Genomic DNA, 26,625 nt, shown 5'->3' with positions numbered 1-26,625 from the left:
GGCCTCGGTATCCTGGGCAGGTCATGGTCTACCTGGATCACGCCGCGACCTCCCCGATGCACCCCGCTGCCGTCGAGGCGATGACGGCCGTCCTGAGCACCGTGGGCAACGCCTCCTCGCTGCATACCACCGGTCGGGTCGCCCGGCGTCGCATGGAGGAATCCCGTGAGCTGATCGCGGCCAAGCTGGGAGCCCGCCCGTCCGAGGTGCTGTTCACCGCCGGTGGCACCGAAAGCGACAACCTGGCCGTCAAAGGCATTTACTGGGCGCGCCGCGATGCCGAGCCGCGCCACTGCCGCATCATCACCACCGAGGTGGAGCACCACGCGGTGCTGGACGCGGTGAACTGGCTCGCCGAACACGAAGGCGCCGAGGTGACGTGGCTGCCCACCGCCCCGGACGGATCGGTGTCCGCTGCGGCACTGCGTGACGCGCTGCAAAACCACGACGACGTCGCGCTGGTCTCGGTGATGTGGGCCAACAACGAGGTCGGCACGATCATGCCGATCGCCGAGCTGGCAGCCATCGCAGCCGAATTCGATGTACCCATGCACAGCGACGCGGTTCAGGCGGTGGGGCAGTTGCCCGTCGCTTTCGGTGCCGGCCAGTTGTCCGCGATGAGTGTTGCCGCGCACAAGTTCGGCGGCCCGCCCGGCGCGGGCGCACTGCTGCTTCGCCGCGATGTCGGCTGCATGCCATTGTCGCACGGCGGCGGACAGGAGCGTGACATTCGTTCCGGCACACCGGATGTGGCTGGCGCCGTTGGCATGGCGACCGCGATACAGCTCGCGGTGGATGGGCTCGAGGTCAACAGCGCGCGGTTACGACTGCTGCGTGACCGTGTCATCGACGGTGTGTTGACCGGTGTGGAGGACGCCCGTCTCAACGGCGCCGGCGGGTCACGACGGCTGCCGGGCAATACGCACTTCACCTTCGACGGCTGCGAGGGCGATGCGCTGCTGATGTTGTTGGACGCCAACGGAATCGAGTGCTCGACCGGATCGGCGTGCACCGCCGGAGTCGCGCAGCCGTCGCACGTATTGGTCGCGATGGGTGCCGACGCCGTCAGCGCCCGCGGGTCGCTTCGACTGTCATTGGGGCACACCAGTGTCGAGTCGGACATCGACGCGGCGCTGCAGGTACTGCCCGGCGCCGTGGCCCGCGCCCGTCAGGCCGCGCTTGCCGCCGCGGGGGTTTCGCGATGAGGGTGCTCGCTGCGATGAGCGGTGGTGTCGACTCCTCGGTGGCCGCCGCGCGCATGGTCGACGCCGGTCACGACGTGGTCGGCGTGCACCTGGCGTTGTCGCAGGCCCCGGGCACATTGCGGACCGGCTCGCGGGGCTGTTGCTCCAAAGAAGACGCCGGTGATGCCCGACGAGTCGCTGATGTGCTCGGAATCCCGTTCTACGTCTGGGATTTCGCGGACAAGTTCAAAGAGGACGTGATCGACGACTTCGTGTCGTCCTACGCCCGCGGCGAAACCCCGAATCCGTGTGTGCGGTGCAACGAGCGAATCAAGTTCTCCGCATTGGCGGCTCGCGCGCTGGCGCTGGGGTTTGACGCGGTCGCCACCGGCCACTACGCGCGGCTATCCGGCGGGCAGTTACGCCGTGCTGTCGACGCCGACAAAGACCAGTCCTACGTGCTCGCGGTGCTGACCGCGAGCCAACTGCGCCATGCCGCCTTCCCGATCGGGGACACCGCCAAGCCGGAGATTCGCGCGGAGGCGGCCCGCCGGGGACTGGCGGTCGCGGAGAAGCCGGACAGCCACGACATCTGCTTCATCCCGTCCGGCGATACCCAAGCCTTTCTGGGTGAACGCATCGGGGTGCGGCGCGGTGCGGTGGTCGACCAGGGCGGCGCCGTCCTGGCAAGCCATGACGGCGTGCACAGTTTCACCATCGGCCAGCGCAAGGGGCTGGGCATCGCCGGCCCGGGTCCGGACGGCCAACCGCGCTACGTCACCGCGATCGACGCCGACAGCGGCACCGTCCAGGTCGGCTCGGCGGCTGACCTCGAGGTATGGCAGCTCACTGGCCACCAGCCGGTTTTCACCGCGGGCATCGCACCGGCGGGACCCGTCGAATGCGCCGTGCAGGTGCGCGCGCACGGCGAGGCGGTCGACGCGGTAGCGGAGTTGGCCGACGACGAGCTGCGGGTGCGGCTGCGCACGCCGTTGCGCGGTGTGGCGCCGGGGCAGACGCTGGTGCTGTACCGCCGCGACCCGGGCGGCGACGAAGTGCTCGGTAGCGCCACCATCACCGGATCGTCGTAACCCGGCGCGCTAGCCGGGCACGTTGGCGGCGATGTTGGTAATCACGATCGTGGACACCGAGTCCGGGAATCCGCAGAAGGTGACCTCCATCAGCACGACGGACTTGAGCAGGTAATCGCGCCCGCAGTCGCCGGGCCGAGTCTGCAGTGAGCGTTCGTCGGACTTCCAGGTGCCGACGAATCCCGCGCCGACCGAGCTGTCTGCGCAGTGCCGGACGGTCGCCACCAGAGCGCCGAACGCCCGACGGGCCGTGTCGGCGTCGCGGTAGGCGGCCGCACCCTCCGAGATCAACCCGCCGCGAGGCGGGTCCTGGAAGGTGGTTTTGTGGAACATTTCGATGTCGGGTCCGAAGGTTGCGGTGTCGGCGTAGACAAACCGGCATTCCGGCGGCGCGCTCTGGGCGAAGGCATCGATGTCCACCGGAGCGTCGCCGTCCATTGACGGAATGATGGTGAGGTGTTCGCCGCCGCCGGTTATCGCCTGCATTCGGGGCTGATCGAGCAGGACCCGGTCCACGTCGACACCGGAAAGATTGGGTCCTGCACCGAATTCGGGCAAGGCGGCACCGCTCACGATGCGGGTGCATGCCGTGGCCAGCAGAGCCACACCGCACAGCATCAGCCGTCGCGCCGCTACCGCTAGCCCTGACATCATTTTCCCAGGTGATTGAAGCCGCTACCTTCATGCCAGGGTAGTCGCGCCGCCGGAGCGACAGGAATACGTCGCCGTCCGCCGCTCTTAGTCTTAGGGTCGCGCTGCGGCGATTTCGCTGAGTCCGAGTTTGATTCGCAACCAGCTGCCCATTTCTTTGATGGCGTCGTCGACTTCGGGTACCCGCCCGGCGGCGACGATGAATGAGTGCTGTCCTGCGGGGACCGCCCGCAAAAGAACGTCGTTGCCTGCCGCTTGAGCCCGGTGCGCGAGTTGGGTGGCTTCACCGGCGAGTATCTCGTCTGCGCCGTAGTAGATCGCGGTTGGTGGTAGTCCGGTGAGATCAGCCGCGAGGAGAGTGACGCGTGCGTCGTTCCATTCCACGCCGGTCTCGTCGAGCCAAAGGGATCGGAAGAACTCCAATAATGGACGTGAGAGGAGCTTGTCGGCGCCGGCATTACTGTCGATGGTGGGATTGGCAAGTGTCATGTCAACCCACGGAGAGATGGAGAGGATCGCGCCGGGCAGTGGGTCACCTGAATCACGCAGTCGCAGAGCGAGACTGAGAGCGAAGTTGGCACCGATCGAGTGCCCGGCACTGGCGATGTTCTCCGGCCGGTAGCCCTGCTCGAGCAGCCACCTGTAAGCGTTGTCTACATCTTCGATCTGCGCAGGGAATTTATGCTCGGGGGACTGACGGTAATTCAGCACCAGCGACGGCACACCGGCTGCCTTTGCAATATGGGCGGCGGCCTTGCGATCGGAATGCATCGATGCGACGACGGTGCCGCCCATGTGGTTGTGCAGTATGACGGCTCGGTCGTCGGTGCCGGCGGGAATGCACCAGAGCGCCTCGACGCCGCCGACAGTCTGCTCGGCGTAGCTGACGCCTTCGGGCTCCTTGGTTGCGAGGTGAATCGTCTCGATGATGTCGCGGACAGTTGGTAAGTCGAGACGCGGATCAGAGGATCGCGAGCTCAGTGTCGCGAGGAAGTCGGCGAATCCGATCGCTTCGTTGCTTGCCATGTGGTTTGCCTTTCTGTGCTTCATATTTCGTGGATGTGGGATTAGAACTTCGGTCGGCACCGGTCGGAGAACCGGTGCTCTGCTTTGATGAACTGCGAAGCGCGCTCTCCGATTACCACGCACGGGGCCATGGTGTTGCCGCTGGTGATCCGCGGCATGATAGAGGCGTCGGCCACGCGCAGGTTGTCGATGCCATAAACCCTGAGGTGTCCGTCGACCACCGACATGTGGTCGCGGCCCATCTTCGCCGTCCCCGATTCGTGCCAGTACGTGGTCACGGCACTGCGCAAATAAGTCTCAAGCTCTGCACCGGTTAGATCGCCGGGCATGACTTCGCGCTCGACGAACGGACGAAGCTCGGCCGAGTTACCGATTTCACGGAGAAACTCGACGCAAGCGATCGCTGCGTTCAGATCATCCGGGTGCGACAGCGCGTTGGCTTCTATCCGAATAGGGTCGGACGGGTCCGGGCCTGACAACCGTAACCGGCCGTGGCTTTTTGGATGGGTAGGTGAGCCGAACAGGACCCAACTGTTTTCTGGCAGGCCGAATTTGGCAGCATTCTCGGGAGTTGCCTTTGGGAATGGCCCCAAACAGGCAAACAGATCGGGACCCTCGACGCCGGCTGCCCCAGAGTCCCAAAACAGTGTCGAACCCACCTGGGTGCTACCCACCACGTTTTCCGGAAACTGCCACACGCAGTCGAATCCAAAGTGGTCCTGAAAGTTGCGGCCCACACCCGGTAGATGCTGCCGGGTCGTAATTCCGACACGGCGCAACTCGGCTTGATCACCGATGCCGGACTGCATCAGCACTTTGGGCGTGTGAATAGCGCCCAGTGAGAGGACGACTTCAGCGTCAGCAGTGACCCGGTGAACCACGCCGCCGTGGACGACCTCGACCCCGGTGGCTCGGGTGCCGTCGAAAAGCACCCGGGTCACCAACGCCTGCGGCACGACGGTCAGGTTCGGCTTGTCTAGATGCGGGGTTATGTACGTACCGAACAGCGACAGGCGCTTACCGTCACGCCAGCGTAAATCAGTAATGGCGGCGCCGCGGTTCTCCTCCATCATGTGGCCGTTGGGACTCTGGTAGGTCGGAATCCCCGCCGCTCTGGCCGCATCGACAGTCGCCACCGCCAAAGGGTGGACGTTGGGTGCGGGCTGCACGAATATCGGTCCGCCGGTGCCTCGATAGTTCGCCTCGCCGCTGCCGCGCCAATCCTCGATCGAGCGGTACAGGTCCAGCACCGGCTGGTATCCCCACATTGGCTCACCGGATTCGGTGGCGAAGTGGTCCCAATCGCTTTGATGTCCGCGCGCCCAGATCATCAGGTTGATGCTTGATCCGCCGCCCAGAACTTTGCCCATCGAGAACGGGATCGAGCGGCCGTTCAACAACGGGTCGGGCTCAGAGCGGAAATTCCAATCGAGTTCGCCGCCAAGATTCAACGGCCATTGGCTGGCCTCGCTGACACTGGTTAGGTCATCGGTGCCGCCGGCCTCCAGCAGCAGCACCCGAACGTCGGGATTTTCGGCGAGCCGACGGGCGATCACCGACCCCGACGATCCCGCCCCACAAACGACGACGTCATAGCGCTGGTCCAACCCGCCGGCCAAGTTCGCGAACGGCTGCGCCCCCACCGTTGTCAATTGATGATCCTCTCACCCCAGCCGTAGAATCACGTTCGTTATGTAACGTACGCTATCCTATAATGGACTGTGGGTCAAGGAGGGCTGTTGAGGTATCCACCGGATCAGAAGGCGCGAGCGCGCGACGCGTTGCTGCGCGCTGGTGCGCGTTCGCTGAAAACAAGTGGTTTCAACGGCATCGGTGTGGACGGACTTGCGGCAGCCGCGGGTGTGACGTCTGGCGCGTTCTACTCGAACTTTGCGAGCAAAGAAGCCATGCTCGAGGCCGTCATCGACGCCGCGTTGGGCGAGCCGTTCCTGACGGATACGGATTCGACCACCCCCGCACAGGGACGCGCGCGCCTGATCAAGTTTGTCCAGGACTACATCAGCGCCGATCACAGCCTGGACCCGGCCGAGGGCTGCGTAATGCCCGCTTTGAGCGCCGACGTCGCGCGCGCGCGACCGCAGGTGAAAGACGCTTACCAGCACAAGATGACCGCACTCGTGGACCGGATCGCGGGCCTACTCGACGGCGACGAGCCTGATCGGCAACGACGAGCGTGGAGCATCGTCGCTCTAATGGTGGGATCGATCCTGATCTCGCGCGGCATCCCCGAACACAGTGCATCCAGGATCGCGCCGCTCGGATCCGCACTCAGCACCACAGCCGCGCTGATCGGCCCTGACACCGACGACCGCCCGCCGGGGTAACCGTTTGACGAGCTCGACCCAAGCAGCGGTAAGTTTCGGATTCGGCGTTTGTTGCACAGATTCGTGTGCGACCTAGAAGTAGAAGACCCTGGCCGGCCGAATAATGTGCGGTCGAATACGGTTGTCCGGTGAGTGTTTTCGCAACCGCTACCGGCACCGGGTCATGGCCCGGTACTGCCGCGCGACCGGCAGCCGAGATTGTCGTCGGCGAGCTGAGCGCCGCGATGGCCCACCTTGTCGAGTTGCCTGCCCGCGGAGTGGGCGCCGACATCATCGGCCGTGCTGGTGCGCTGCTGATCGACGTGGCCATTGACACGGTGCCTCGTGGCTATCGCGTGGTGGCCCGTGCCGGCGCGGTGACGCGGCGGGCGGCCAGCCTGCTCCACGAGGACGTCGATGCGCTGGAAGAGGCTTGGGAGACCGCGGGTTTGCGGAGGAGCGGGCGGCCCGTCAAAGTTCAAGCGCCGGGGCCGATCACGCTGGCGGCCCAGTTGGAACTGTCTAACGGGCATCGGGCGATCACCGACATCGGCGCACTCAACGACATTGCCGCCTCACTGGCCGAAGGGGTTGCCGCGCATCGGGCCTCGGTAGCTCGCCGGCTCGATACTCCGGTGGTGGTGCAATTCGATGAGCCTTCACTGCCCGCGGCCGTCGCCGGCCGGCTGACCGGAGTGACCTCGCTGAGCCCGGTGGCGGCCCTGGAGGAGAGCCTGGCCACCACCCTGCTCGACACCTGTGTGGCCGCCGCCGGCGCGGAGGCGTCGGTGCATTGTTGTGACGCGGCGATCCCGTGGAAAGTGTTGCAGCACAGCAGTATTAGTGCGGTATCGGTGGACGCCGGGATGCTGGAAGTCGCCGACCTGGATGGCATCGCCGAGTTCGTCGCATCGGGGCGGGTCGTCATGCTGGGCGTCGTGTCGTCGAGTGCGCCGGTGCGCCGGCCGGCGGTGGAGGAGGTCGCCGCCGACGTCGTGGCCATCACCGACCGGCTCGGCTTCGGGCGCTCGGCGCTGCGCGACCGCATCGGCATCACTCCGGCGTGTGGATTAGCCGCCGCGACACCGGAATGGGCCCGCGACGCCATCGGCTTGGCCCGGCGGGCGGCCGAGGCCTTCGCCGAAGATCCCGACGCAATCTGACGACTCGACCGGTTGCGCGCCTACGTCGAGGATTGAACTTCTGGTTGTCCGGCAACGTGTTTCAAATGCGGCGAAAGTTGAGCACGACGCCGTTCACACAGTTGCTATACCCTGGGCCTCCCGCATTGATCGACGGGTCTCTGGGGACGGAAGAAGGCATGCACATGAATGGCAAGACTCGGCAGCGGGCAGTCCTGACGTCATGGCTGGCAGTGATCGGATTGGCCGCGGTGGCTTTCCTCGTCCGTGGCCCGGTGATGCCGGCCGCGCGCGGGACGGCGGCGAGCGCGATTCCGGCACCCACGCTCGACGAGCCGGCGACAGGGCGCCCAAAGGCCGAAACCGCAGTCCTGGCCGGTGGCTGCTTCTGGGGCGTGCAGGGCCTCTTTCAGCACGTCAAGGGGGTGTCATCCGCTCAATCGGGATACGCCGGCGGAGATGCAGCGACGGCTAATTACGACGCCGTCAGCACCGAGACCACCGGGCACGCCGAATCGGTGCGCATCACCTATGACCCGACCCAGGTGAGCTACGGCAGGCTGTTGCAGGTCTTTTTCGCCGTCGTGCAAGATCCGACCGAACTCGACCGTCAGGGACCCGACGTGGGCCCTTCATACCGTTCGGTGATCTTTGTGCAGGACGACACCCAGCAAAAGATTGCGAACGCCTACATCGCCCAGCTGAATTCAGCGGGCTCATTCCCCGCGCCGATCGTCACCGCCGTGTCGGCGCAAACTCAGTTTTTCCCGGCCGAGGCCTACCACCAGGACTACCTCAGCCTGCATCCGAACGACTCGTACATCGTCGCCAATGATCTGCCCAAGCTGGGCGCGCTCAAGTCGGACTTCCCAGACCTCTATCGCAACTAGCCGCACAGGGCTGTCGGCGTCCTCCGATAGCCTGCCAAGGTGAGCTCAGCAGAGGCTGATCCGATTCCGCCTGAGGTCCGGCGTTCTTGGCGTGAATTGGCCGACGAAGTGCGCGAGCACCAGTTCCGCTACTACGTGCGTGACGCGCCGATCATCTCGGACGCGGATTTTGACGCACTGCTGCGCCGTCTTGCCGCGCTCGAAGACGAGCATCCCGAGTTGCGCACGCCCGACTCACCGACCCAACTGGTCGGCGGCGCCGGCTTCGCCACCGATTTCACCTCCGCCGACCATCTGGAGCGAATGCTGTCGCTGGACAACGTGTTCAGCGCCGAAGAATTCGACCTGTGGGCGGCGCGGGTGCGAGCCGAAGTCGGTGCGGACGTTCCCTATCTGTGCGAGCTCAAGATCGACGGCGTCGCACTGGCTTTGGTGTACCGCAACGGCCGGCTGGTCCGGGCGGCCACCCGCGGCGACGGACGCACCGGCGAAGACGTCACGCTCAATGCGCGCACCATCGACGACGTGCCCGAGCGGCTGACGCCCAGCGACGACCATCCGGTGCCCGACGTCCTCGAGGTGCGCGGAGAGGTGTTCTTCCGGCTCGCCGATTTCGAGGCGCTCAACGCCGCGCTCGTCGAAGACGGCAAGACGCCATTCGCCAACCCGCGTAACAGCGCGGCGGGGTCGCTGCGCCAGAAGGACCCGGCCGTGACCGCCCGCCGCAAGCTCCGGATGATCTGCCACGGTCTGGGCCACGTGGAGGGGTACCGGCCGCCGACCCTGCACGATGCGTATCTGGCGCTGGCGGCCTGGGGACTGCCCGTCTCCGACCACACCACCCGGGTGGAGAACGCCACCGATGCCCTCGAGCGCGTCGCTTACTGGGGCGAGCACCGCCACGATGTGGACCACGAAATCGACGGCGTGGTGGTCAAAGTCGACGACGTGGCGTTGCAGCGCAGGCTCGGTTCGACGTCGCGCGCGCCACGATGGGCGATCGCCTACAAGTATCCGCCGCAGGAAGTCCAGACCCAACTGCTCGACATCCGCGTCAACGTGGGCCGGACCGGACGGGTGACGCCGTTCGCGTTCATGACGCCGGTCACCGTCTCCGGGTCGACGGTCGGGCTGGCCACCTTGCACAACGCCGCCGAAGTCAAGCGCAAAGGCGTGCTGATCGGCGACACGGTGGTGATCCGCAAGGCCGGCGATGTGATCCCCGAAGTGCTGGGCCCCGTCGTCGACCTGCGGGACGGCTCCGAACGCGAATTCGTCATGCCGACAACATGTCCGGAGTGCGGGACGACATTGGCTCCGACCAAGGAGGGCGACGCCGACATCCGGTGTCCCAATTCACAGTCGTGCCCGGCGCAGTTGCGTGAGCGGGTGTTTCACGTCGCCGGCCGTGGCGCCTTCGACATCGAGGGCCTCGGCTACGAGGCCGCGATCGCACTCTTGAAAGCGAACGTGATCAACGATGAGGGTGACCTGTTCGCGCTCACCGAAGACGACCTGTTGCGTACGGATCTGTTCACCACCAAGAGTGGCGCCTTGTCCGCCAACGGGAAGCGGCTGCTGGCCAACTTGGATACCGCCAAGAAGCAGCCGCTCTGGCGGGTGTTGGTGGCATTGTCGATTCGGCATGTCGGGCCCACCGCCGCACGCGCGCTGGCTATCGAGTTCGGCAGTTTGGATGCGATCACCTCGGCCTCGACCGAGCAGCTGGCCGCGGTCGAAGGCGTCGGCCCGACGATCGCCGACGCGGTGACCGAGTGGTTCGCCGTCGACTGGCATCGGGAGATCGTCGACAAGTGGCGATCGGCCGGGGTGCGAATGGCCGACGAGCGCGACGCCAGCGTGCCTCGCACGCTGGAGGGCCTGACGATCGTGGTCACCGGTTCACTGGCCGGCTTCTCCCGCGACGACGCCAAAGAGGCCATCCTGACGCGCGGCGGCAAAGCCGCCGGTTCGGTGTCGAAGAAGACCGACTACGTCGTCGCCGGGGATGCCCCCGGATCGAAATACGACAAGGCGGTCGAGCTCGGCGTGCCCATCCTCGACGAGGACGGCTTCCGCAGCCTGCTAGCGGAGGGCAATCCGGCAGTTCGGCTGAAGAATGACGATTAAGGGGGTACTACAGGGGTAACTGGGCGCCGGGGAGAGCGAATGACTGATCTCGAAGTCCACCAGGACGGATATCCGACATATCGCCGGAAGACGCGCTTCGACTGGTCGAACACCCCGCTGCACTGGGTTCCGGACGACCCGTTCAGCACACATCTGTTGAATGTGTTTCATTTGCTGCTGCCGGTGAGCGAGCATTGGTTCATCCAGGTTCTCACCGAGGCGAAACCGCTGGTCGACGACGCGGAGGTGGAAGCGGGGATAAAGCCCTTTATTCAGCAGGAGGCCTGGCATGCCTGGGCGCACCAGATGGTCCTTCGGCATCTGGCAGAGCAGGGCATCGATACCACGCCATACACCGACAAGCTGCAGACATGGCTGTCCAAGCTGGGTAGACAGCACCCCGGATGGCCGCGGGTACTGCGGCGAATGTCGCTCTACCGCCGCCTCGCGGTTGTCGCTGCATTGGAACCCTTCAACGCCGCGTTGGGTGAATGGTTCATCCAGAACCGGGGTCTCGATTACGCCGGAGCCGACCAGACCATGCTTGACCTGCTGCGCTGGCACGGAGCCGAGGAGATCGAGCACCGCTCGGTGGTGTTCGACGTGTACCAGAACGTGTGCGGTAACTACCCCCTGAGGGCGTTGACGATGCTCTCGACCGCGCCGACTTTCGCGTTCTGGTGGATAGCGGGCCTTCGGTTCTTGATGGCGAACGACCCGACCATCAATACCAAGCCGCGCTTGCGAGATTGGTTGCGAGCTGCCCGACAGTATCGGGTGCCGGGACCGTGGCTGGTCGCGGTGACGGTGCCGAGCCGCTACGTTCGGCCGGGCTACCACCCCAGCGTGGAGGTGTCCACGCAGCTTGGGATGGAGTACTTGGAACAGTCACCTGCGGCTCGCGCCGCCCGCCAACGGGCTCAGGCCCAGCTCACTGGACCCGAGGAATAACCTCGCCGACCGCTCGAGCTTGTCCGCGTTACGGCAGCAGCGGTAGCCGCCACAGCGGGGTTTGCGGCTCCAGCAGCCACATCCGGATGGCGGTGAACCGGAACAGCCGCAGCGTGCCGGTGATCAGCACCGCGGCCAGCGGCAGGTTCGCCAGCGCCGCGGTGAGCTCCGACACCGGGATGTCTGTGGGTCCGGCCGTCATCAGGTCGAACCACGCGTCGCAGATCAACAAGACACCGGTCGCGAACGCGGTCAGGAGCATCACCTGTCGACGCAACAGTCCGAAAATGACCGTCGCTGCCATCAAAGCGAGCAGCAGCAAGTCGAAGCCGACCCAGGTCACCGTCCAGTCGTGCACCAGGTAGACGTCGGGCAGCGCGAACGAGAGATAGACGATCCAGGGAATCAGCACCACTGTCCCGCCGATCATGATTCCCAGCCAGCTCCACCGGATCCGGCGCGCCGCAGCGACCGGCAGCAGATCCGACAGCGGTCGCTCGAGCCGTCGGATCAGTTGGCGCCGCTCGTCGGGGGACATCGCAGCGATCTGGGTATCGGATAACACGCTCACACCTGATGAATACCCGGTCTGTCGGGGCGTTCAGTGCAACAGGGTGCCGACGATCCCGGCCAGGTAGCCCAGCCGCGCGATCTCCGAGGGCCGAAAGACCGGCCCACCTGGTCTGCCGAGCAGTATCGCCGTCTCCGGTTTCCCCAACGGAGCCGCGATCAAGGTGGTGTCCAGCTCGCACCACACCTGCGGCACCCAGTCGTCGGTTGCGTCCAGGGCGGTGGCGTGCTCAATGGGCATCCACGGCACGTCGTTCAGCACGGTTTCCGGCGCGCCGCGGCTGCCGGCGGCGGGCCGAAACCCGTCGTCGGATTTCCGCAGCACCATGCACCAGCCCACCCGCAATACCTGCGGCGTCTCATCGACGAGGACCTTCAGCTTCGCCGCGGTTCTGCCTGCGGCGGCGACATGGTCGATAAGCGCCAGCTCGCGGTGTGCGTCCAGCAGCCCGGTGTGCGGCCGCAGGCTGTCCACCCGTACACCCTGCAACGCTTCGGCCGCCGTGATCAGCGTGTCGGGCATGCCCCCTGGAGGCAGTTCGACCACGAGATCGTCGATGGCGTAATCGGGTCCGCGCTCCACGACGTCCAGCGACAAGATGTCAGCGCCCACCGATCCCAGGGCCACGGCAAGCGAGCCGAGGCTGCCGGGCCGGTCGGCCAGCTGCACTCGCAGCAGATACGAGGACACGCGCACACTGTTGCACAGCGGCGCGCCCTCGGCATTTCGGCGGTTCCCGCCTGCACGCCCCCTGGCTTGCCTGGCTACGCTTTTCAGTCGTGTCCCAGATCTCCCGCGACGAGGTGGCCCATCTAGCCCGGTTGGCCCGGTTGGCGTTGACCAACGACGAGCTGGACAACTACGCCGGCCAACTCGACGCCATCCTGACCCACGTCGGTCAGATCCAAGCGGTCGATGTCACCGGCGTCGAGGCGACCGACAACCCGCTCAAGGCTGTCAACGTCACCCGCCCAGACCAGACCGCGCCCTGCCTGACCCAGCAGGAGGCGCTCGCCGAAGCACCCGAAGCCCTCGACGGTCGCTTCGCTGTCCCGCAGATCCTCGGGGAACCGGAATGACGGACATCATCAGGCAGGACGCGGCGACGCTGGCCGCGAAGATCGCCGCCGGCGAGCTGTCGTCGACCGAAGTCACCCAGGCTCACCTGGACCAGATCGCGGCAACCGATCAGCGGTACGGCGCATTCCTGCATGTGGCGGCCGACGCTGCGCTGTCAGCCGCGGCCGCTGTCGACAAGTCGCTCGCCGCCGGGAAGCAGCCGGCATCGCCGCTGGCCGGAGTCCCGTTGGCGCTCAAAGACGTGTTCACCAGCGTCGACATGCCCACCACCTGCGGTTCGAAGATCCTCGAGGGCTGGCGTTCGCCCTACGACGCCACCGTGACCGCGCGGCTGCGTGCGGCCGGTATCCCAATCCTCGGCAAGACCAACATGGACGAGTTCGCGATGGGTTCCTCGACGGAGAACTCCGCGTACGGCCCGACCCGCAACCCGTGGAACACCGATCGGGTGCCGGGCGGTTCGGGCGGCGGCAGTGCCGCAGCGCTCGCAGCGTTCCAGGCGCCGCTGGCCATCGGGACCGACACCGGTGGCTCGATCCGCCAGCCGGCCGCGCTGACCGCCACCGTCGGGGTCAAACCCACCTACGGCACGGTGTCCCGCTACGGGCTGGTGGCCTGCGCGTCCTCGCTGGACCAAGGCGGGCCCTGCGCGCGCACCGTGCTGGACACCGCGCTGCTGCATCAGGTGATCGCCGGACACGACGCACGCGATTCCACCTCGATCGACGCCGATGTCCCCGATATCGTCTGCGCCGCGAAGGCCGGAGCGGCAGGCGATTTGACCGGCGTGCGCGTCGGCGTGGTCCGGCAGCTGCGCGGCGAGGGGTATCAGCCCGGGGTGTTGGCGTCGTTCAATCGTGCCGTCGAGCAGTTGACCGCCATCGGCGCTGACGTGTCCGAAGTCGACTGTCCCCATTTCGATCACGCGCTGGCCGCCTACTACCTGATTCTGCCGTCGGAGGTATCGAGCAACCTGGCTCGATTCGATGCGATGCGCTACGGGATGCGGGTCGGCGACGACGGCACACACAGCGCCGAAGAGGTCATGGCGCTGACCCGGGCCGCTGGGTTCGGTCCGGAAGTCAAGCGGCGCATCATGATTGGCACTTACGCGCTCTCCGCCGGCTACTACGACGCCTACTACAACCAGGCGCAGAAGGTACGCACGCTGATCGCGGGCGACCTCGATGCGGCGTATCAATCCGTCGATGTCCTGATATCGCCCACCACGCCGACGACGGCGTTCCCGTTGGGCGAGAAGGTCGACGACCCGCTGGCGATGTATCTGTTCGACCTGTGCACGCTGCCGCTGAACCTGGCCGGACACTGCGGTATGTCGGTGCCGTCGGGATTGTCCGAAGACGACAACCTGCCGGTCGGGTTGCAGATCATGGCGCCCGCGTTGGCCGACGATCGGATCTATCGGGTGGGGGCCGCCTACGAGGCGGCCCGAGGTCCACTGCCCTCGGCACTCTAAGCCGTTCTGAGTCGTCGAGATCGACGGCAACGCGGAAAAAGTCGAGTGGAGGTCGCGCTAAGGTCGATCTCGACGCCCACGAGCGGGCAAGATGAAGGCATGCGGATCGGAATTCTCACCGGCGGCGGCGATTGTCCTGGGCTCAACGCCGTCATCCGGGCGGTGGTGCGCACCTGCGACTCGCGGTACGGGTCATCGGTGGTCGGATTCCGGGACGGCTGGCGCGGGTTGCTGGAGAACCGGCGCGTGCAACTGGCCAACGACGACCGCAACGACCGGCTGCTCGCCAAGGGCGGAACGATGCTGGGCACTGCGCGCGTCCATCCCGACAAGCTGCGGGCCGGGCTGGACCAGATCATGCAGACGCTGGACGACAACGGCATCGACGTGCTCATCCCGATCGGCGGTGAGGGCACATTGACCGCTGCGCACTGGCTGTCCGAGGAGAATGTGCCGGTGGTCGGTGTGCCGAAGACCATTGACAACGACATCGATTGCACCGACGTGACTTTCGGCCATGACACCGCGTTGACGGTGGCGACCGAAGCCATCGACCGGTTGCACAGCACGGCCGAGTCGCATCAGCGCGTGATGCTGGTGGAGGTGATGGGTCGGCACGCCGGCTGGATCGCGCTCAACTCCGGGCTGGCTTCGGGCGCGCACATGACGCTGATTCCCGAGCAACCCTTCGATATCGATGAGGTGTGCCGCTTGGTCAAGCGGCGCTTCCAGCGCGGCGACTCCCATTTCATCTGCGTGGTCGCCGAGGGAGCCAAACCGGCCGAAGGTTCGATGAAGCTGGCCGAAGGTGGGATGGACGAGTTCGGTCACGAGCGATTCACCGGCGTGGCGGCCCAGTTGGCGGTCGAAGTCGAAAAACGCATCAACAAAGACGTGCGGGTGACCGTGCTCGGCCACGTTCAGCGCGGCGGTACGCCGACCGCCTACGACCGCGTGCTGGCAACCCGATTCGGCGTCAACGCCGCCGACGCCGCGCATGCCGGCGAATACGGGCAGATGGTGTCGCTTCGCGGCCAGGACATCGGCCGAGTGCCGTTGGCCGACGCGGTGCGCCAGCTGAAGCTGGTCCCGCAGAGTCGCTACGACGACGCCGCCGCCTTCTTCGGCTAGTCGATGGCAGGGCCGCCTCGCCGGCCAATTAGGATCGACTGCATGACTTCTGCTGCGAGCGCTGCCCGTGCGCCCGGCGCGGAGCTGCTCGACTACGACGATGTGCTCGCGCGTTACGACCCGGTGCTCGGCTTGGAAGTGCACGTCGAGCTGTCCACCGCCACCAAGATGTTCTGCGGCTGCGCCAACGAGTTCGGCGCCGAGCCCAACTCCCGGGTGTGCCCGGTGTGCCTCGGCCTTCCGGGATCGCTGCCGGTGCTCAACGAGGCGGCCGTGCAGTCGGCGATACGGATCGGGCTGGCGCTCAACTGTGACATCGCGCCGTGGGGACGGTTCGCGCGGAAGAACTACTTCTATCCGGACCAGCCGAAGAATTACCAGATCTCCCAGTACGACGAGCCGATCGCCGTCCATGGCTACCTCGATGTCCCGCTCGATGACGGCACCACCTTTCGCGTGGAGATCGAGCGCGCCCACATGGAGGAGGACACCGGCAAGCTGACCCACTTGGGCAGCGACACCGGCCGGATCGCCGGGGCGACCACCTCGCTGGCCGACTACAACCGAGCCGGCGTCCCGCTGATCGAGATCGTCACCAAGCCCGTCGACGGCACCGCCGAGCGGGCACCGGAGATCGCCCGCGCCTACGTCACCGCGCTGCGCGACCTGCTGCGCTCGCTCGACGTCTCCGACGTGCGGATGGACCAGGGCTCCATGCGCTGCGACGCCAACCTCTCGCTGAAGCCCAAGGGCGCCAGCGAATTCGGCATCCGCACCGAGACCAAGAACGTCAACTCGCTGAAATCCGTCGAGGTCGCGGTCCGCTACGAGATGCGGCGTCAGGCCGCTGTTTTGGAGTCGGGTGGCCGAGTCATCCAGGAGACCAGGCACTTTCACGAGGACGGCTACACCAGCTCGGGACGCACCAAGGAAACCGCGGAGGACTACCGTTACTTTCCCGAGCCCGACTTGGAGCCGGTCGCCCCCAGCCGTGACCTCGTCGAGCAGCTGCGGGAAACGATCCCCGAACTACCATGGTTGCGCCGCAAGCGAATTCAGCAAGACTGGGGCATTTCCGACGAGGTGATGCGGGATCTGGTCAACGCCGGTGCCGTCGATTTGGTCACCGCGACAGTCGAGCAGGGCGCCTCCAGCGATCAAGCACGGGCCTGGTGGGGCAACTTCCTGGTGCAGAAGGCAAACGAGGCCGGCGTCGAACTCGACCAATTACCAATCAGCCCAGCCCAAGTCGCAGCGGTGGTGTCGCTGGTGGACAACGGCACGCTGACCACCAAGCTGGCCCGCCAAGTCGTCGAGGGTGTGCTGGCCGGAGAAGGTGAGCCCGAACAGGTGATGACCTCGCGCGGACTCGCCGTCGTGCGCGACAATTCGCTGATCCAGGCCGCGGTCGACGAAGCTCTGGCCGCCAATCCTGATGTGGCCGAGAAGATCCGCGGCGGCAAAGTGCAGGCAGCCGGTGCGATCGTCGGCGCCGTGATGAAGGCGACGAAGGGACAGGCAGACGCGGCGCGGGTGCGCGAGCTGGTGCTTGAGGCGTGCAGCTAGAACAAGCTGCTCAAGGTTTGGTCCATCCGGTGGGTAGGAGGCGGCGATGACCAGCATTGGCGATCAGCTTCGCGAGCAGATGGTGGACACCGTGCTCGGCCGAATCCGGCTGCAAGTCGGGGGGTCCGGCTCGCCGATCGTCTTCTGGCCCAGTCTGTTGATGACCGGTGACATGTGGCACGGGGTGGCCGGCGATCTCGTCGCGCGCCGGCAGGTGGTGCTGGTCGACCCGCCCGGGCAGGGCGGCAGCCAGCCGCTGACGGCGATGTTCAGCTTCGACGACTGCGCGCGCTGCGTGGTCGACATCCTTGATGGGCTCGGCATCGACCGGGCTCACTTCGTCGGCAATTCCTGGGGCGGCATGATCGGCGCGACCTTCGCTGCATCCCATCCCGAGCGGATCGGGGGAGCGGTGCTGATGAATTGCACGGCCGGCCGGGCCAGTGTCCGCCAGAAGGTGCAATTCGCGATGCTGCTTCGGCTGGCGAAGTGGTCCGGAGGGATCGGACCGCTGCTGAATCGGCCTGTGCTGAAGGCGTTCCTGGGGCCGACCACCTTTCGGCAGCGTCCGGACGTGGTGGCGCATGTTCGTACAGCGGTGAAAGCCGTTGATGTCACGTCTGTCTCGTGGGCGGTGAAGAGCGTGGTTCCGCGCCGGCCGGACCAGCGGGCGCTGCTGGGCACCATTCGGACACCCGTGCTCGCCGTCGGCGGTGCGGAGGATGTGACGTTCCCACCGCGGGAAGCGATCGCGATGGCCGATGCCATTCCCAACTCGTCGGTCCGGGTGCTCGACGGGGTGGCTCACCTGGCCGGCTTGGAGAATCCACCTCTGGTGAGCGCTCTGGTGGAGGAGTTTTTGTTCGAGGACGACGAAAGTAGCTCTGGCACCACATAGTCGCGCGTGCGCCCGAATCGCCGCAGCGGTTGCGTCATGATGACGATGTGAGCGATGAACCTTTCGACCGGCTGGTCGCGATGCTGGACTACACGATGTTTGTGGTGACGACGCAGGCCGACGGCGAAATGTCGGGTTGCCTGGTCGGTTTCGCCACTCAAACCAGCATGCATCCACCACGATTCCTGACCGGGATCTCCAGGACCAATCACACCTGCCGGGTGGCGGCCCGATCCGAATACCTGGCGGTGCACGTCGTGGAGCGCCGCCACATCGGGCTGGCCCGCCTGTTCGGCGGCCAAACCGGTGACCAGGTCAACAAATTCGAGCACTGTGCGTGGCACACCGGGCCGCAGGGCATGCCGATCCTTGACGACGCGGTGGCCTGGTTCGTCGGCAAAACGCTGAAACGGGTCGACGTCGGCGACCACATCGGTTACCTGTTGGAACCCGGCACCGCAGCTGCCGGCGAGCCGTCGGACGATCTGGTCAGCTTTCCCGACGTCGCTGATCTGACACCAGGCCACCAGGCCTGAGGCCGCTGCCGGTCAGGTCTTGTCCTCGTTGGCTCGCGGGAAGCCGCCGCCCTGCGGGAATAGCGGGAACACCACGTCGTCGAGCCGCATGGCGTCGCCGCTGGTTTTGTTGACGGTCGCGCCCCACACGTTGCCGTCCGGCGACATCCGCAGGGCCCAGGCATGCCCGTGGGTGTCCTGGCGAACGACGTCGGGTGGACCGGTGACCGCACCGGTGCCCTGCGCAAGGTGGACGGCCACCGTCTGCTTGGTGTTGACCAGGTTGACCAGAACGGTGCCGTCCAGCGCCGCGCAGCCGGCCACACCTGGTCGATCCGGCCACGTCCACACCGTGGAAACCTTGGAGTCCTTGGTGATTCGCTGCAGCCGATCGGCGGTGGGAGTGCGGTCGGTGACGTAGAGCGAGCCGTCGACGGGGTCGGTGCACAGGCCGCCGCCGGCACCGAGGCCGCTGAGCGCGGTGGTCGGCGGTGCCGGGTGAAGCGTGGTGGGCTGCTCGAGCCGGAGCACCTTTCCGGCAAGCGATGCCGGGTCGCTGGCCATCGCCGGGTTGCCCGCGTCGCCGGTCAGCACGACCAGCGTGGTGGGACTGGTGAAGAGCAGCGCGCCGGTGTTTCCGTTGCCGCCCTTGGGAATTCCAGTCAAGATGTCTTTGGGGATGTCGTCGTCGGCGACTCGGATGACCCGATTGTCGGTCGGGGTGCTGATGTAGGCGTACATCAGCCGGTCCTGTTTGTAGGTCGGCGAGAGCACGATGTCCATCAGTCCGCCGTCGCCGGCCGGGTCGACCGGGATGACCGTCTTCACCTTGGGCTCCGCGCTCACCGACACCTCTTTGACCGCGCCGGTCGTCCGCTCGGCGACCAGTGCCGACTTGCTGTCGGGTTGCATGAGCAGCCCGCTGGTGCTCTCCAGGCAGCCCTGCATCACCCCCGGCGCGGGGCATTCCTTCGGGAATGGTTTGTCGGGCAGCGGCGGTGGCGGCGGCGGCGTGGAACTCGGCGGGGCGTGCCGTTCGGGGTTGGTGGTGAACGGTTGCGACTGAACGTTGTTGAACTGGGCGCAACCAGCCAAAACGAGCATCGTCGAGCAGAGCACGGCCAGACCGCGCCGCTCCGACCTCCACAACCGCATAGCTGCCAGATTACGGATATGTCGGCTCGGCCGCCCGCGACGGCCCCGCAAACAACATCCCACCCGCGACGACGCGCAAATCGGAACAGCGAAAGCGCCGCTCAAATCCCCGATTCGCAGGAATTTGCCCTTACCCTGAGTCGCGTGAGCAGTCAACCGCATGACGCAAATTGGCAGCGACCGGACTCATCCGCGGTGCCAACTCCGGCGCGACCGGCTTCGGCAAGTTTGGTCGACCCCGAAGACGACCTGCCGTCAGACACGTATGCAGGCGATTTCGAGACGACCCTCATCCCGCACTACGACTCCGCTGACTCCGGCAGCGTCCGCTCGTCTAGCACCGGGTTCGGGCTGATCGGTGGGCAGGAGCCGCTGCCGTATCAACCCCAACCCACCGGCAGGCACTCGATATTCACGCCTGACGGGGTAGACGGGCACGAGCACTTCGACGACGAGCGCATCCGAGCCGCCGGCCGTCGCGGCACTCAGCACATGGGTTTGTTGATTTTGCGAGTGGGACTTGGTGCCGTGTTCGTCGCGCATGGCCTGCAAAAGCTGTTCGGCTGGTGGGGCGGACGGGGTCTGACGGGCTTCAAGGATGCGCTGTCCGACATCGGCTACCAGCACGCCGACATCCTCACCTACTGCGCCGCGGGCGGCGAGATCGCCGCCGGAGTGCTACTGGTGCTTGGGCTGTTCACCCCGCTGGCCGCGGCGGGCGCGCTGGCTTACCTGACCAACAGCCTGCTGGCCGGGATGTCCGCCCAGCACGGTCCCAAGTCGTTCCCGTACTTCCTGCCGAATGGTCACGAATACGAAATCACGCTGGTCGTGATGGCCGCCGCCGTCATCCTGGTCGGGCCCGGCCGCTATGGCTTCGACGCAGGTCGGGGCTGGGCCCGGCGACCATTCATCGGCTCATTTGCCGCTTTGGTGGTCGGCATCGGCGCCGGTGTTGGGCTGTGGGTGCTGCTCAACGGCGCCAACCCGGTGAGCTAATCCGCGTACGGGTTGGGCACTCGGCCCGCGCTGGCCGCGGTCAGTAGCGGCAGCGTTGCAAAGGTGACCGCAGGTAACCGCAGGTCGCGACCGCTTTTCAGCTGCGCGCGCGCCCAGGAGCCCCGGCGGAACCTCAGCCCGTCGATTTCATCCCAGCGCACCGACTGACTGCCGAGCAGTGTGCGCGTCGTGACCCCGTTGTCGTCGGCCTGCGTGCGAAGCCGAATAACCAACGCCGACAACAGCACCGGGATGATCAGCAGTGGAGCCGTCGGCGGCCAGGTCAGCACCGGCACGAGCAGCCCAAGGGCGAAGAAACCCACCGCGAAGTGCGCCATCGGCGAAATTTTGATCACCACCGGCGGGGCGGCTGCGGCTTCCTCCGCTGAATCGGTGGCCATGCATGCATCATGGCATCGACGCCCGACCCGGGTCGCACCCGAGAGTCCGGCCGCCACCGGGATTTGACCTTTGACCAGTACGGAGGCTACCGTCGTTGGGCGATGAACACTTTTGGAGAGCTCGTAGTAATCCGCCTGCGCGTTGGTGCCTGACTGATCAAGCCAGACCAACGCGCAACCCTCGTGCAGCTGCTGAGCTGACGGGGGTTTTTTGTTGCCCACCAACTCTCCAGAACAAGCGCAGAACCAAGCAGTGACAAGAGGGACAGAGGACACAGTGAGCGCACCCACCAGGCCGCACTCCGAGCCGCAGGCACCGGCTTCGAAGCCTGCGTCGCAGGATGTGGCACGTATCGCGTCCGATGCGGCCAAGCCCGCCGCTAAGCCGCCGACTGTCCGGCCGAAACATGTTGCACCTGAGCAACTCACCGGTGCGCAGTCGGTAATCAGGTCGCTGGAGGAGCTCGACGTCGAGGTCATCTTCGGGATCCCCGGTGGTGCCGTGCTCCCTGTGTACGACCCGCTGTTCGACTCGAAGAAGCTGCGGCATGTCCTGGTTCGCCACGAGCAGGGCGCCGGTCACGCGGCCAGCGGCTACGCACACGCCACCGGGAAGGTCGGCGTCTGCATGGCCACCTCGGGTCCCGGCGCCACCAACCTGGTGACGCCGTTGGCCGACGCCCAGATGGATTCGGTCCCCGTGGTCGCTGTCACCGGGCAGGTCGGACGCGCACTGATCGGGACGGACGCGTTCCAGGAGGCCGATATCTCCGGCATCACCATGCCGATCACCAAGCACAACTTCCTGGTGCGCGACGGCGACGAGATCCCGCGGGTGATGGCCGAGGCATTCCACATCGCATCCAGCGGTCGGCCGGGCGCAGTACTCGTCGACATCCCCAAAGACGTGCTGCAAGCCCAGTGCACGTTCAGTTGGCCACCACGCATGGATCTGCCTGGCTACAAGCCGAACACTAAGCCGCATAACCGTCAGATCCATGAAGCCGCCAAGCTGATCGCCGCGGCGCACAAACCCGTGCTCTACGTCGGCGGCGGCGTCATCCGCGGCGAGGCCACCGAGCGGCTGCGCGAGCTTGCCGAGCTGACCGGCATCCCGGTGGTGACCACGCTGATGGCCCGCGGCGCGTTCCCGGACAGCCACCGCCAGCATCTGGGCATGCCGGGTATGCACGGCACGGTGGCCGCGGTGGCGGGGCTGCAGCGCAGCGACCTGCTGATCGCGCTGGGCACCCGCTTCGATGACCGCGTCACCGGTAAGCTCGACTCGTTCGCGCCCGAGGCCAAGGTCATCCACGCCGACATCGACCCCGCCGAGATCGGCAAGAACCGGCACGCCGACGTGCCGATCGTCGGCGACGTCAAAGCCGTCATCACCGAGCTGATCGCGGCGCTGCGTCACCGCAGGGATGCTGGCACCGCGGAAACCACTGATATCGCCGACTGGTGGACCTACCTCGACGGGGTGAAGGACACCTACCCGTTGAGCTACGGGCCGCAAAGCGACGGCAGCTTGAGCCCCGAGTACGTCATCGAGAAGCTGGGTGAGATCGCCGGCCCCGACGCGGTTTACGTCGCGGGTGTCGGCCAGCATCAGATGTGGGCCGCGCAGTTCATCTCCTATGAGAAGCCGCGCACCTGGCTCAATTCCGGCGGTCTGGGCACCATGGGCTTCGCCGTGCCGGCGGCCATGGGCGCCAAGCTGGCCCGTCCGGAGGCCGAGGTTTGGGCGATCGACGGTGACGGCTGCTTCCAGATGACCAACCAGGAGCTGGCCACCTGTGCGATCGAAGGCGCGCCGATCAAGGTCGCAGTGATCAACAACGGCAACCTGGGCATGGTGCGACAGTGGCAGAGCCTGTTCTACGGGGAGCGGTACTCGCAGACCGACCTGGCCACCCACTCGCACCGGATCCCGGACTTCGTCAAGCTGGCCGAGGCGCTGGGTTGTGTCGGGTTACGTTGCGAGCGTGAGGAAGACGTCGTCGACGTGATCAACCAGGCGCGAGAGATCAACGACCGACCGGTGGTGATCGACTTCGTCGTCGGCGCCGACGCGCAGGTGTGGCCGATGGTGGCTGCCGGGACCTCCAACGACGAGATCCAGGCTGCCCGTGGCATCCGTCCGCTGTTCGACGACGAGACCGAAGGGCACGCCTGATGCGCGCCGACGACGATGCAGAGCAGCGTAGCGATGAGGAGGAGCGGCGCATATGACCGGATCATCGTCGACCACGCACACCTTGTCGGTGCTGGTCGAAGACAAACCCGGTGTGCTGGCCCGCGTGGCGGCACTGTTCTCGCGGCGCGGGTTCAACATCGAGTCGCTGGCTGTCGGGGCCACCGAGCAGAAGGACATGTCGCGGATGACCATCGTGGTGTCCGCCGAGAGCACCCCGCTCGAGCAGATCACCAAGCAGCTCAACAAACTCATCAACGTCATCAAGATCATCGAGCAGGACGGCGACAACTCGGTGTCTCGTGAATTGGCGCTGATCAAGGTGCGCGCGGACGCCGGAACCCGCAGCCAGGTGATCGAAGCAGTGAACCTGTTCCGCGGCAAAGTGATTGACGTGTCGCCGGAATCATTGACCATCGAGGCCACCGGTGATCGCGGCAAGCTCGAGGCGTTGCTGAAGGTGCTCGAGCCGTTCGGCATCCGCGAAATCGTGCAATCGGGAGTCGTTTCGCTGTCCCGAGGACCACGCGGTATCGGCACTGCCAAATAATTAATCCAGTTCGAATCTCAAATCAGAAACCCCAGACGGCTAGAAAAAAAGAAGGAGACATTCAGGTGGCTTTGGAGATGTTCTACGACGATGATGCCGACCTGTCGATCATTCAGGGTCGCAAGGTTGGCGTGATCGGATACGGAAGCCAGGGCCACGCGCACTCATTGAGCCTGCGCGACTCCGGCGTTCAGGTTCGGGTTGGCCTGAAGGAAGGCTCGAAGTCGCGGGCCAAAGTCGAGGACCAGGGCCTGACCGTCGACACCCCGGCCGAGGTCGCCAAGTGGGCCGACGTCATCATGCTGCTGGCACCCGACACTGCGCAGGCCGACATCTTCAAGAACGACATCGAACCCAACCTCGAGGATGGGGATGCGTTGTTCTTCGGGCACGGGCTCAACATTCACTTCGACCTGATCAAGCCGCCGGGCAATGTCACCATCGCGATGGTGGCGCCGAAAGGCCCGGGGCACTTGGTGCGCCGCCAGTTCGTCGACGGCAAGGGCGTCCCGGCTCTGATCGCTGTCGACCAGGACCCCGCCGGCAATGGCGAGGCGCTGGCGTTGTCCTACGCCAAGGCCATCGGCGGCACCCGCGCGGGCGTCATCAAGACCACCTTCAAGGACGAGACCGAAACGGATCTCTTCGGCGAGCAGGCCGTGTTATGCGGTGGCACAGAGGAATTGGTCAAGACCGGCTTTGACGTGATGGTCGAGGCGGGCTACCCGCCGGAGATGGCCTACTTCGAGGTGCTGCACGAGCTCAAGCTGATCGTCGATCTGATGTACGAGGGCGGTATCGCGCGGATGAACTACTCGGTCTCTGACACCGCGGAGTTCGGCGGCTACCTGTCGGGTCCGCGGGTGATCGACGCCGAGACCAAAGAGCGCATGCGCGCCATCCTGCGCGACATCCAGGACGGCACCTTTACCAAGAAACTCGTCGCCAACGTCGAGGGCGGCAACAAGGAACTCGAGGGTCTGCGCAAGGAGAACGCCGAACACCCCATCGAAGTCACCGGCAAGAAGCTGCGCGACCTGATGAGCTGGGTAGACCGGCCGATCACCGAGACCGCCTAGCCCTTACTTCGTCCAGATCGGCGTTAGCGCGGCAACTTTCGGCGTGTCGTCGCGCTAACGCCGATTTCGCGCCTCGCCGAATTAGTCGGGTGGCTCGACCCACACGCCGAGCACCGGCTGTCGCACCCCGCCGTTGCTGAATTCGCTGCACCACGGCCGATGCCCCGCTCGTCGGGCCAGACCAGCTGTAGGGCGCGCAGGTCAGGGCCGTAGAAAGAAAAGGCGAACTTCAGGTGCGCATCCGCGTGTTGCACCTGGACGAAATCGAGCAGTAGCTCACCACCGATCAGCATCCGCTCCCCGGGTACCGGCCTTCCACCGTCGACGAGATACTCGGCGACGGTGTTGAGCACCAGGTTTGCCCGCTCCGGTGGCATGCCCGTCACCAGCAGCTCCGGCAGTCCGCGCTCGTGCAAACCGATCGTGTAGGCGAACGGCGTCCGGTCGCTTTCCACGAATTGCACGACCCAGCCGTTCTCTTGCACCTTCTCGTAGATGAGATCCAGCCACTCCTGCATGGTGGAGTCCGGGTGATCGCATTTCCAGCACATGGGTATTTCTCCTGTCGTCGCGCTTGTCGACAGGATTCACCCGGGTACCGACACTCGTAGGCTCCGCAAACCGGCACAACAGCGACCACGGCTCATGGCCGTGACCCGCTACGCCCGGCTTCGCCGCGCTTGCGATCACCGCTTAGGCTTGCCCGCGTGAGCCTGCCTGTCGTTCTTATCGCTGACAAACTTGCCGAATCGACTGTCGAAGCCCTGGGTGACCAGGTTGAGGTGCGCTGGGTGGACGGCCCAGACCGGGAGAAGCTGCTGGCCGCAGTGCCCGAAGCCGACGCGCTCCTGGTCCGCTCGGCCACCACCGTCGACGCCGAGGTGCTGGACGCGGCGCCGAAACTGAAGATCGTCGCCCGTGCCGGCGTCGGCCTGGACAACGTCGACGTCCAAACCGCCACCGAACGAGGTGTGCTGGTGGTCAACGCCCCGACGTCGAACATCCACAGCGCCGCCGAGCACGCGCTGGCCCTGCTGCTGTCCGCGTCGCGGCAGATCCCGGCGGCCGACGCCACGTTGCGTGAACACACCTGGAAGCGGTCGAAGTTCTCGGGCACCGAAATCTTCGGCAAGACAGTCGGCATCGTGGGGCTCGGCCGCATCGGCCAGTTGGTCGCTGCCCGGATCGAGGCCTTCGGCACCCACGTCATCGCCTATGACCCGTATGTCTCGCCGGCCCGCGCCGCGCAGCTGGGCATCGAACTGCTGCCCCTGGAGGAACTGCTGGCCCGGGCCGACTTCATCTCGGTGCACCTGCCGAAGACATCCGAGACTGCCGGTCTGATCGACAAGGACGCGTTGGCCAAGACCAAGCCGGGCGTCATCATCGTCAACGCCGCCCGCGGCGGCCTGGTGGACGAGGCGGCGTTGGCCGAAGCGGTCATCAGCGGCCATGTGCGCGCCGCCGGTCTGGACGTGTACTCGAGTGAACCATGCACCGACAGCCCGCTTTTCGAGTTGCCGCAAGTGGTGGTGACGCCGCATCTGGGGGCATCGACCGAAGAGGCGCAGGATCGGGCCGGCACCGACGTGGCCGAGAGCGTGCGGCTGGCGCTGG

General features: G+C 65.9%; 26 protein-coding genes. 18 read left to right on the top strand and 8 right to left on the bottom strand.

Going from position 1 to position 26,625, the window contains the following annotated elements:
• Positions 1–23 precede the first annotated feature (23 nt).
• A complete protein-coding gene (locus tag VGG53_RS07565) occupies positions 24–1,205 on the top strand; it encodes a cysteine desulfurase family protein (protein WP_331517425.1) in 1,182 nt (393 codons plus the stop codon).
• Positions 1,202–2,275, top strand: coding sequence for a tRNA 2-thiouridine(34) synthase MnmA (mnmA, locus tag VGG53_RS07560; protein WP_331517424.1), 1,074 nt, complete (start codon positions 1,202–1,204; stop codon positions 2,273–2,275). The genes VGG53_RS07565 and mnmA overlap by 4 nt, the downstream gene beginning before the upstream one ends.
• A gap of 9 nt (positions 2,276–2,284) precedes the next feature.
• Here mnmA and VGG53_RS07555 read toward each other — a convergent pair whose 3' ends face one another.
• From VGG53_RS07555 to VGG53_RS07545, 3 genes are all read right to left on the bottom strand, one after another.
• Complete coding sequence (locus VGG53_RS07555; RefSeq protein WP_331517453.1) at positions 2,285–2,926, bottom strand: sensor domain-containing protein; 642 nt, start codon at positions 2,924–2,926, stop codon at positions 2,285–2,287.
• A 93-nt stretch (positions 2,927–3,019) separates the two neighbouring features.
• The gene (locus VGG53_RS07550; RefSeq protein ID WP_331517422.1) at positions 3,020–3,952 is read right to left on the bottom strand and encodes an alpha/beta hydrolase; all 933 of its coding nucleotides are present in this window, start codon (positions 3,950–3,952) and stop codon (positions 3,020–3,022) included.
• A gap of 41 nt (positions 3,953–3,993) precedes the next feature.
• Positions 3,994–5,595 carry a GMC family oxidoreductase gene (locus VGG53_RS07545; protein WP_331517452.1) on the bottom strand — a complete coding sequence of 534 codons (1,602 nt, stop codon included), beginning with the start codon at positions 5,593–5,595 and terminating at the stop codon, positions 3,994–3,996.
• Positions 5,596–5,691: 96 nt separating this feature from the next.
• On the opposite strand from VGG53_RS07545, the gene VGG53_RS07540 reads away from it, so the two are divergent.
• From VGG53_RS07540 to VGG53_RS07520, 5 genes are all read left to right on the top strand, one after another.
• A complete protein-coding gene (locus tag VGG53_RS07540; RefSeq protein WP_331517420.1) occupies positions 5,692–6,297 on the top strand; it encodes a TetR/AcrR family transcriptional regulator in 606 nt (201 codons plus the stop codon).
• Positions 6,298–6,425: 128 nt separating this feature from the next.
• Positions 6,426–7,439, top strand: coding sequence for a methionine synthase (locus VGG53_RS07535; RefSeq protein WP_331517418.1), 1,014 nt, complete (start codon positions 6,426–6,428; stop codon positions 7,437–7,439).
• Between the two features lie 164 nt (positions 7,440–7,603).
• Entirely contained in the window at positions 7,604–8,308 is a 705-nt protein-coding gene (gene msrA / locus VGG53_RS07530; RefSeq protein ID WP_331517417.1) for a peptide-methionine (S)-S-oxide reductase MsrA, read from the top strand.
• Positions 8,309–8,347: 39 nt separating this feature from the next.
• Positions 8,348–10,438, top strand: coding sequence for an NAD-dependent DNA ligase LigA (ligA, locus tag VGG53_RS07525; protein WP_331517415.1), 2,091 nt, complete (start codon positions 8,348–8,350; stop codon positions 10,436–10,438).
• Between the two features lie 39 nt (positions 10,439–10,477).
• Entirely contained in the window at positions 10,478–11,389 is a 912-nt protein-coding gene (locus VGG53_RS07520; RefSeq protein WP_331517414.1) for a metal-dependent hydrolase, read from the top strand.
• Positions 11,390–11,417: 28 nt separating this feature from the next.
• On the opposite strand, the gene VGG53_RS07515 is transcribed toward VGG53_RS07520, so the two are convergent.
• Both VGG53_RS07515 and VGG53_RS07510 read right to left on the bottom strand, forming a co-directional pair.
• A complete protein-coding gene (locus tag VGG53_RS07515; protein ID WP_331517451.1) occupies positions 11,418–11,927 on the bottom strand; it encodes a hypothetical protein in 510 nt (169 codons plus the stop codon).
• A gap of 63 nt (positions 11,928–11,990) precedes the next feature.
• Entirely contained in the window at positions 11,991–12,650 is a 660-nt protein-coding gene (locus VGG53_RS07510) for an amino acid-binding protein (RefSeq protein ID WP_331517412.1), read from the bottom strand.
• An 89-nt stretch (positions 12,651–12,739) separates the two neighbouring features.
• Here VGG53_RS07510 and gatC point away from each other — a divergent pair, with 89 nt between their 5' ends.
• The 6 genes from gatC (at position 12,740) to VGG53_RS07480 (ending at position 18,648) form a co-directional block, all read left to right on the top strand.
• Complete coding sequence (gene gatC / locus VGG53_RS07505; RefSeq protein WP_331517411.1) at positions 12,740–13,039, top strand: Asp-tRNA(Asn)/Glu-tRNA(Gln) amidotransferase subunit GatC; 300 nt, start codon at positions 12,740–12,742, stop codon at positions 13,037–13,039.
• Positions 13,036–14,517, top strand: coding sequence for an Asp-tRNA(Asn)/Glu-tRNA(Gln) amidotransferase subunit GatA (gatA, locus tag VGG53_RS07500; RefSeq protein ID WP_331517410.1), 1,482 nt, complete (start codon positions 13,036–13,038; stop codon positions 14,515–14,517). The genes gatC and gatA overlap by 4 nt, the downstream gene beginning before the upstream one ends.
• A gap of 99 nt (positions 14,518–14,616) precedes the next feature.
• Positions 14,617–15,648 carry an ATP-dependent 6-phosphofructokinase gene (locus VGG53_RS07495; RefSeq protein WP_331517409.1) on the top strand — a complete coding sequence of 344 codons (1,032 nt, stop codon included), beginning with the start codon at positions 14,617–14,619 and terminating at the stop codon, positions 15,646–15,648.
• 42 nt (positions 15,649–15,690) lie between these two features.
• A complete protein-coding gene (gene gatB / locus VGG53_RS07490) occupies positions 15,691–17,214 on the top strand; it encodes an Asp-tRNA(Asn)/Glu-tRNA(Gln) amidotransferase subunit GatB (protein WP_331517406.1) in 1,524 nt (507 codons plus the stop codon).
• A 46-nt stretch (positions 17,215–17,260) separates the two neighbouring features.
• On the top strand, positions 17,261–18,112 hold the full coding sequence (locus VGG53_RS07485; RefSeq protein WP_331517405.1) for an alpha/beta hydrolase: 852 nt from the start codon (positions 17,261–17,263) through the stop codon (positions 18,110–18,112).
• 47 nt (positions 18,113–18,159) lie between these two features.
• Positions 18,160–18,648 carry a flavin reductase family protein gene (locus VGG53_RS07480; RefSeq protein WP_331517404.1) on the top strand — a complete coding sequence of 163 codons (489 nt, stop codon included), beginning with the start codon at positions 18,160–18,162 and terminating at the stop codon, positions 18,646–18,648.
• 12 nt (positions 18,649–18,660) lie between these two features.
• On the opposite strand, the gene VGG53_RS07475 is transcribed toward VGG53_RS07480, so the two are convergent.
• Positions 18,661–19,782 (bottom strand): PQQ-dependent sugar dehydrogenase, encoded by a 1,122-nt coding sequence (locus VGG53_RS07475; RefSeq protein WP_331517403.1) that lies wholly within the window; start codon positions 19,780–19,782, stop codon positions 18,661–18,663.
• A gap of 144 nt (positions 19,783–19,926) precedes the next feature.
• Between VGG53_RS07475 and VGG53_RS07470 the strand changes: the two genes are divergently transcribed.
• The gene (locus tag VGG53_RS07470) at positions 19,927–20,781 is read left to right on the top strand and encodes a DoxX family protein (protein ID WP_331517402.1); all 855 of its coding nucleotides are present in this window, start codon (positions 19,927–19,929) and stop codon (positions 20,779–20,781) included.
• Here the strand turns inward: VGG53_RS07470 and VGG53_RS07465 are convergent.
• On the bottom strand, positions 20,778–21,182 hold the full coding sequence (locus VGG53_RS07465; protein ID WP_331517401.1) for a PH domain-containing protein: 405 nt from the start codon (positions 21,180–21,182) through the stop codon (positions 20,778–20,780). The genes VGG53_RS07470 and VGG53_RS07465 overlap by 4 nt on opposite strands.
• A 277-nt stretch (positions 21,183–21,459) precedes the next feature.
• Here VGG53_RS07465 and VGG53_RS07460 point away from each other — a divergent pair, with 277 nt between their 5' ends.
• The 3 genes from VGG53_RS07460 to ilvC all read left to right on the top strand — a co-directional run bounded on the left by VGG53_RS07460 (position 21,460) and on the right by ilvC (position 25,008).
• The gene (locus tag VGG53_RS07460; RefSeq protein WP_414688905.1) at positions 21,460–23,361 is read left to right on the top strand and encodes an acetolactate synthase large subunit; all 1,902 of its coding nucleotides are present in this window, start codon (positions 21,460–21,462) and stop codon (positions 23,359–23,361) included.
• Between the two features lie 52 nt (positions 23,362–23,413).
• The gene (gene ilvN, locus VGG53_RS07455; protein ID WP_331517400.1) at positions 23,414–23,929 is read left to right on the top strand and encodes an acetolactate synthase small subunit; all 516 of its coding nucleotides are present in this window, start codon (positions 23,414–23,416) and stop codon (positions 23,927–23,929) included.
• Positions 23,930–24,006: 77 nt separating this feature from the next.
• Positions 24,007–25,008: a ketol-acid reductoisomerase gene (gene ilvC, locus VGG53_RS07450; RefSeq protein WP_331517449.1), complete on the top strand. Its 1,002-nt coding sequence runs from the start codon at positions 24,007–24,009 to the stop codon at positions 25,006–25,008.
• 23 nt (positions 25,009–25,031) lie between these two features.
• On the opposite strand, the gene VGG53_RS07445 is transcribed toward ilvC, so the two are convergent.
• Complete coding sequence (locus VGG53_RS07445; protein ID WP_331517399.1) at positions 25,032–25,559, bottom strand: DUF4262 domain-containing protein; 528 nt, start codon at positions 25,557–25,559, stop codon at positions 25,032–25,034.
• 156 nt (positions 25,560–25,715) lie between these two features.
• On the opposite strand from VGG53_RS07445, the gene serA reads away from it, so the two are divergent.
• Positions 25,716–26,625 (top strand): phosphoglycerate dehydrogenase (serA, locus tag VGG53_RS07440; RefSeq protein WP_331517398.1); only part of this gene is annotated, 910 nt, incomplete at its 3' end.

This window comes from Mycobacterium sp. (assembly GCF_036490025.1).
Lineage (GTDB): Bacteria > Actinomycetota > Actinomycetes > Mycobacteriales > Mycobacteriaceae > Mycobacterium.
The sequence above is the reverse complement of the archived record's forward strand: the minus strand, read 5'-3'. Positions and strand labels throughout refer to the sequence as shown.

Bases quoted from the DNA above. Each gene is read 5' to 3' on its own strand.
- VGG53_RS07565 (WP_331517425.1), top strand. From the start codon at position 24: ATGGTCTACCTGGATCACGCCGCGACCTCCCCGATGCACCCCGCTGCC.
- mnmA (WP_331517424.1), top strand. From the start codon at position 1,202: ATGAGGGTGCTCGCTGCGATGAGCGGTGGTGTCGACTCCTCGGTGGCC.
- VGG53_RS07555 (WP_331517453.1), bottom strand. From the start codon at position 2,926: ATGTCAGGGCTAGCGGTAGCGGCGCGACGGCTGATGCTGTGCGGTGTG.
- VGG53_RS07550 (WP_331517422.1), bottom strand. From the start codon at position 3,952: ATGGCAAGCAACGAAGCGATCGGATTCGCCGACTTCCTCGCGACACTG.
- msrA (WP_331517417.1), top strand. From the start codon at position 7,604: ATGAATGGCAAGACTCGGCAGCGGGCAGTCCTGACGTCATGGCTGGCA.
- VGG53_RS07520 (WP_331517414.1), top strand. From the start codon at position 10,478: ATGACTGATCTCGAAGTCCACCAGGACGGATATCCGACATATCGCCGG.
- VGG53_RS07515 (WP_331517451.1), bottom strand. From the start codon at position 11,927: ATGTCCCCCGACGAGCGGCGCCAACTGATCCGACGGCTCGAGCGACCG.
- gatA (WP_331517410.1), top strand. From the start codon at position 13,036: ATGACGGACATCATCAGGCAGGACGCGGCGACGCTGGCCGCGAAGATC.
- VGG53_RS07495 (WP_331517409.1), top strand. From the start codon at position 14,617: ATGCGGATCGGAATTCTCACCGGCGGCGGCGATTGTCCTGGGCTCAAC.
- gatB (WP_331517406.1), top strand. From the start codon at position 15,691: ATGACTTCTGCTGCGAGCGCTGCCCGTGCGCCCGGCGCGGAGCTGCTC.
- VGG53_RS07485 (WP_331517405.1), top strand. From the start codon at position 17,261: ATGACCAGCATTGGCGATCAGCTTCGCGAGCAGATGGTGGACACCGTG.
- VGG53_RS07475 (WP_331517403.1), bottom strand. From the start codon at position 19,782: ATGCGGTTGTGGAGGTCGGAGCGGCGCGGTCTGGCCGTGCTCTGCTCG.
- VGG53_RS07465 (WP_331517401.1), bottom strand. From the start codon at position 21,182: ATGGCCACCGATTCAGCGGAGGAAGCCGCAGCCGCCCCGCCGGTGGTG.
- ilvN (WP_331517400.1), top strand. From the start codon at position 23,414: ATGACCGGATCATCGTCGACCACGCACACCTTGTCGGTGCTGGTCGAA.
- ilvC (WP_331517449.1), top strand. From the start codon at position 24,007: ATGTTCTACGACGATGATGCCGACCTGTCGATCATTCAGGGTCGCAAG.
- VGG53_RS07445 (WP_331517399.1), bottom strand. From the start codon at position 25,559: ATGTGCTGGAAATGCGATCACCCGGACTCCACCATGCAGGAGTGGCTG.